5 protein-coding genes and 1 pseudogene are annotated in these 3986 nt (G+C 63.6%); 4 read left to right on the forward strand and 2 right to left on the reverse strand.

Features of this window, described 5'->3' with window-relative positions:
- A pseudogene (locus VMR03_RS05100) lies at positions 1 to 1181 on the reverse strand (vitamin B12-dependent ribonucleotide reductase); the annotation flags it as partial.
- Between the two features lie 420 nt (positions 1182 to 1601).
- Between VMR03_RS05100 and VMR03_RS05105 the strand changes: the two are divergent.
- The 4 genes from VMR03_RS05105 (at position 1602) to VMR03_RS05120 (ending at position 3676) form a co-directional block, all read left to right on the forward strand.
- Entirely contained in the window at positions 1602 to 2132 is a 531-nt protein-coding gene (locus tag VMR03_RS05105) for a response regulator (protein ID WP_325402916.1), read from the forward strand.
- Between the two features lie 146 nt (positions 2133 to 2278).
- Complete coding sequence (locus VMR03_RS05110) at positions 2279 to 2677, forward strand: NADH:ubiquinone oxidoreductase subunit NDUFA12 (protein WP_325402918.1); 399 nt, start codon at positions 2279 to 2281, stop codon at positions 2675 to 2677.
- Positions 2678 to 2741: 64 nt separating this feature from the next.
- Positions 2742 to 3251 carry an outer membrane lipid asymmetry maintenance protein MlaD gene (mlaD, locus tag VMR03_RS05115; RefSeq protein ID WP_325402920.1) on the forward strand — a complete coding sequence of 170 codons (510 nt, stop codon included), beginning with the start codon at positions 2742 to 2744 and terminating at the stop codon, positions 3249 to 3251.
- Between the two features lie 65 nt (positions 3252 to 3316).
- Positions 3317 to 3676: a DUF2155 domain-containing protein gene (locus tag VMR03_RS05120; protein ID WP_325402922.1), complete on the forward strand. Its 360-nt coding sequence runs from the start codon at positions 3317 to 3319 to the stop codon at positions 3674 to 3676.
- Here the strand turns inward: VMR03_RS05120 and VMR03_RS05125 are convergent.
- Positions 3613 to 3986: leucyl/phenylalanyl-tRNA--protein transferase (locus VMR03_RS05125; RefSeq protein WP_325402924.1), on the reverse strand; the 374-nt coding region annotated here is incomplete at its 5' end. The two genes, VMR03_RS05120 and VMR03_RS05125, sit on opposite strands and share 64 nt — an antisense overlap.

The following is a 3986-nucleotide window of genomic DNA, read 5'->3' on the forward strand; positions in this document are numbered from 1 at the left end:
CCGGAGACGGTGAGATAGGCTTCCGAATCCCAGTCGGTGTCGTAGGTGCGGAAGTCGATGTCGGTGTAGCCCTGACGCGCGAACTGGATGACGCGCTGGATATAGTTCTCCGGCACCTGCAGGCGGCGCGCGGCGACGATCTCGCGCTTCAGCGCCGGGTTCTTCTTCGGGTCGAAACAGTCGTCATTATGACCTTCGCAATTCACGCAGGCGCGCATGATCGCGTTGAGGTGCTTCTGATTGATCTTCGAGCCGGTGACGAGAGCGGCGACCTTCTGCTCCTCGATGACCTTCCAGTTGATGAAGTCCTCAATGTCGGGATGGTCGGCATCGACGATGACCATCTTGGCGGCGCGGCGTGTGGTGCCGCCCGACTTGATGGCGCCGGCCGCGCGGTCGCCGATCTTCAGGAAGCTCATCAGGCCTGACGACTTGCCGCCGCCCGAAAGCTTCTCGTCTTCGCCGCGCAAGCTCGAGAAGTTGGAGCCGGTGCCGGACCCATATTTGAAGAGGCGCGCCTCGCGGACCCAGAGGTCCATGATGCCGTTCTCGTTGACGAGGTCGTCATTGACGCTCTGGATGAAGCAGGCATGGGGCTGCGGGCGCTCATAGGCGCTGGTTGCGCCGACGGTCTCGCCGGTGCGGTGGTCGACGTAGTAGTGGCCCTGGGCCGGGCCGTCGATGCCATAGGCCCAGTGCAAGCCGGTGTTGAACCATTGCGGGGAATTGGGCGCGCAAATCTGCGCGGCCAGCATGAAGGCGAGTTCGTCGCGGAAGGCGGCGGCGTCTTCCTCGCCATCGAAATAGCCGCCTTTCCAGCCCCAATAGGTCCAGGTGCCGGCGAGGCGATCGAAGACCTGGCGCGCGTCGCGCTCGGGGCCGAAGCGGTCGTCGGGGCGCAGCGCCTCCAGTGCGTCGGCGTCCGGCTCATGGCGCCAGAGAAATTCGGGGACGCCTTCCTCGGCGACGGGGCGCAGCACGGCGGCGACGCCGGCCTTGCGGAAATACTTCTGGGCAAGGATATCGCAGGCGACCTGGCTCCACTCGGCCGGGACGGCGATCTCGTCGAGATGGAAGACCAGCGAGCCGTCGGGATTTCGGATCTCGCTCGAGGCGGTCCGGAAGGAGATGCCTTCATAGGGCGACTGCCCCTCGACGGTGAAGCAACGCTGGATACGCATCTGGCCCCCGGGCTTTTTCTGGGCACCCTCGGACAGGGCGCTGTTGTTGCGGCTCTTCCTGGAGGCGGACGGGCGATCCAACGCCAGTTCCATCGGGCAAAGCTCCGCCGCAGCGTTCAACCGCATTCGATGCAGGCTGCTCAAGTGCCTGAATTCAAATGCTTTCGACCGCTAAACCCGTGACTTGCCGTGAACTGTAATCGGCCTCGCTCGCCGCCCCTCGACGAATGGAAATCCTAGCCCAGCCATCCCCCACGTCAAGGCATAGTAGGGAAAGCTCGACAGGACGCGACATATAGCGCGGCGGAGCGGCCGCAAGAGACGAGCGCGGCTGCGAATCGGCGGCGTCCGGGGTTAGGCAGTTGGTAACGCGGAACGTTTAAAACGAATGGGCGATAAAGGGCGGAGTTCGCGCGGGCCATGGCCTTACCCATCAGCACGGCATTCGGCGTTTCGTTGAAAAATCTCGACATCCTGATTGTCGACGATAACGCCAATATGCGCCTGCTTCTGCGGACGATCCTGCGCAGCTTTGGGCTGCAGGGGGTTCGGCAGGCGCGGGACGGCACGACGGGTCTCGCCGAAATCGAGCGCCGCATCCCGAGCCTCATCATCTCCGATTGGGAAATGGCGCCGATGAACGGTGCCGACTTCATGCGGGCCGTGCGCCGCGTCGGTCGCGAGCCTTCATGCTTCGTGCCCATCGTGGTGCTGACGGCTTACGCTTCCCGCGACATCGTCGAGGCGGCTTTCGACCAGGGCGCGACGCAGCTTCTGGTGAAGCCCGTGACGCCCGCCAATCTGTTGCAGCGGATTAACTGGGTGCTGGAGGACGACCGTCCCTTCGAAAAGGCCGGCGATATCTGGCGGCAGGAAATGCGGATCGCGCGGGCCAAGCCCCAAGCCCAGGTTTCGCCCCGCAGGGCCGGCGGCGTCTGGTCGATCGACTGATTTCAAGCCATTGTTTTACCAAGCCTGCTCTGGACCATCGGGCGGGCGGGTGTCATATTCGGCCCGCTTCCGCCTTGGCGGAATCGCCCCGTTTCACGGGTAGAACGATAGCCGACCGCAGCCCGCGGTCTTCCGACGGTGGTTTCATGGGCCTCTTCTCCGAAATCTTCATCTGGTGGCAAGGCCAGACGATGGGCACCCGCTTCTATACCTGGCGGAAGGGCCGGTTGGTCGGGACCGACGGGCAGGGCAACCGCTATTACGAGGCAAAAGATGGGGCCAAGGTGGGCGGCTATCCGCGCCGCTGGGTGACTTATAACGGCCTCGCCGAAGCTTCGCGCGTACCGCCGGACTGGCATGGCTGGCTCCATAACACGGTGGACGTGCCGCCGACGGCCGAGGACTACACGCCGCGCCCCTGGCAGCAAGCGCATCGTCCGAACATGACCGGGACCCGGTTTGCCTACCGGCCCAAGGGCAGCATCCTGCGCGGCGGGCAGCGGTCGGCGGCGACCGGCGACTACGAACCGTGGCGGCCCCAATGAGCGCGGCTGCGTCGATCTCCATCAAACGTCACTGACATAAATCGGACGGGACCAGAGGACCGGCATGCAAAGCAATCTCGTCGAAACGCTGATCGGCGCCATCGTTGTCGTCATAGCCGGCGTCTTTCTCTTTTACGGCTATTCCACGTCGGGCATGCGCAGCGCGAACGGCTATCACGTCAAGGCGGAGTTCGATCGCATCGACGGGCTCGCCAATGGCAGCGACGTGCGGCTTTCCGGCATCAAGATCGGGACAGTGGTTTCGCAGACGCTCGATCCGTCGAACTATCAGGCCATCGTGACGCTGAGCCTCGCGCCGGACGTCAAGATTCCCGACGATTCCAGCGCCAAGATCACCAGCGAGGGCCTGCTGGGCTCTAACTACATTGCCGTGACGCCGGGCGGCAGCGAGGATTATCTGAAGGACGGCAGCGAGATTTCCTTCACGCAAGGATCGGTCGACCTGATGGGTCTCATCAGCCAGGCGGTCTTCTCGACCGGCAGCGGGAAGGATGGCGACAAGAAGAAGGATGAGGCTGCCCCGTCGGGCGCCGCCCCTTCCGCGCCGCAATAGGCCCGCTCTTGCGTTCCTTTATTCAGTCGCTCGTGTTCGCGTCGTTCGTCGGCGCCGGTTTGGGTGTGAGCGGAGCGGCGCTCGCCGATCCCTATCCGGTGGCCACCTTCAGCGGGCTCGACAAGACGACGGCCCGGGTGACGAAGTTCGATGCCTCGATCGGCAAGGCGGTGCGCTTCGGCGCACTCGAGGTAACCGTCAGGGCTTGCGACAAGAAGCCACCCGAGGAACGGCCCCAGACGGCCGCCTATGTCGAAATCCGGCAGATCGACGAAGAGAAGGAGCAGGTCGAACCGACGCCGATCTTCAAGGGCTGGATGTTTGCCGAGAGCCCGGGCCTCAATGCGCTCGAACATCCCGTCTACGACGTCTGGCTCAACACCTGTAAGACGTCCGCCGCTCCCGCATCGAGCGGCAACCGGTAAAAATCCGCCTTTTCCAGCGTCGCCATATGCAGCCGGGCGCGATAGACGTCGCGCGGAATTTCGATGGTGCCGAACTGCGCGAGATGGGCGGTCACGAATTGCGTGTCGAGCAGCTTGTAGCCGCCGACGATGAGACGGGCGACCAGGTAAACGAGGGCGACCTTGCTCGCGTCCGTTTCGCGGCTGAACATGCTTTCGCCGAAAAAGGCACCGCCGAGCGAGACACCATAGAGCCCTCCCGCCAGTCTTCCGTTTTGCCAGCACTCGACCGAGTGTGCGTTTCCGCGCCCAAAAAGCTCACAGTAAAGCT

It is taken from the genome of Parvibaculum sp., from assembly GCF_035511255.1.
Lineage (GTDB): Bacteria > Pseudomonadota > Alphaproteobacteria > Parvibaculales > Parvibaculaceae > Parvibaculum.

Coding starts and splice junctions, on each gene's coding strand:
- mlaD (WP_325402920.1), top strand. CDS start 2,742: ATGCAAAGCAATCTCGTCGAAACGCTGATCGGCGCCATCGTTGTCGTC.
- VMR03_RS05105 (WP_325402916.1), top strand. CDS start 1,602: ATGGCCTTACCCATCAGCACGGCATTCGGCGTTTCGTTGAAAAATCTC.
- VMR03_RS05110 (WP_325402918.1), top strand. CDS start 2,279: ATGGGCCTCTTCTCCGAAATCTTCATCTGGTGGCAAGGCCAGACGATG.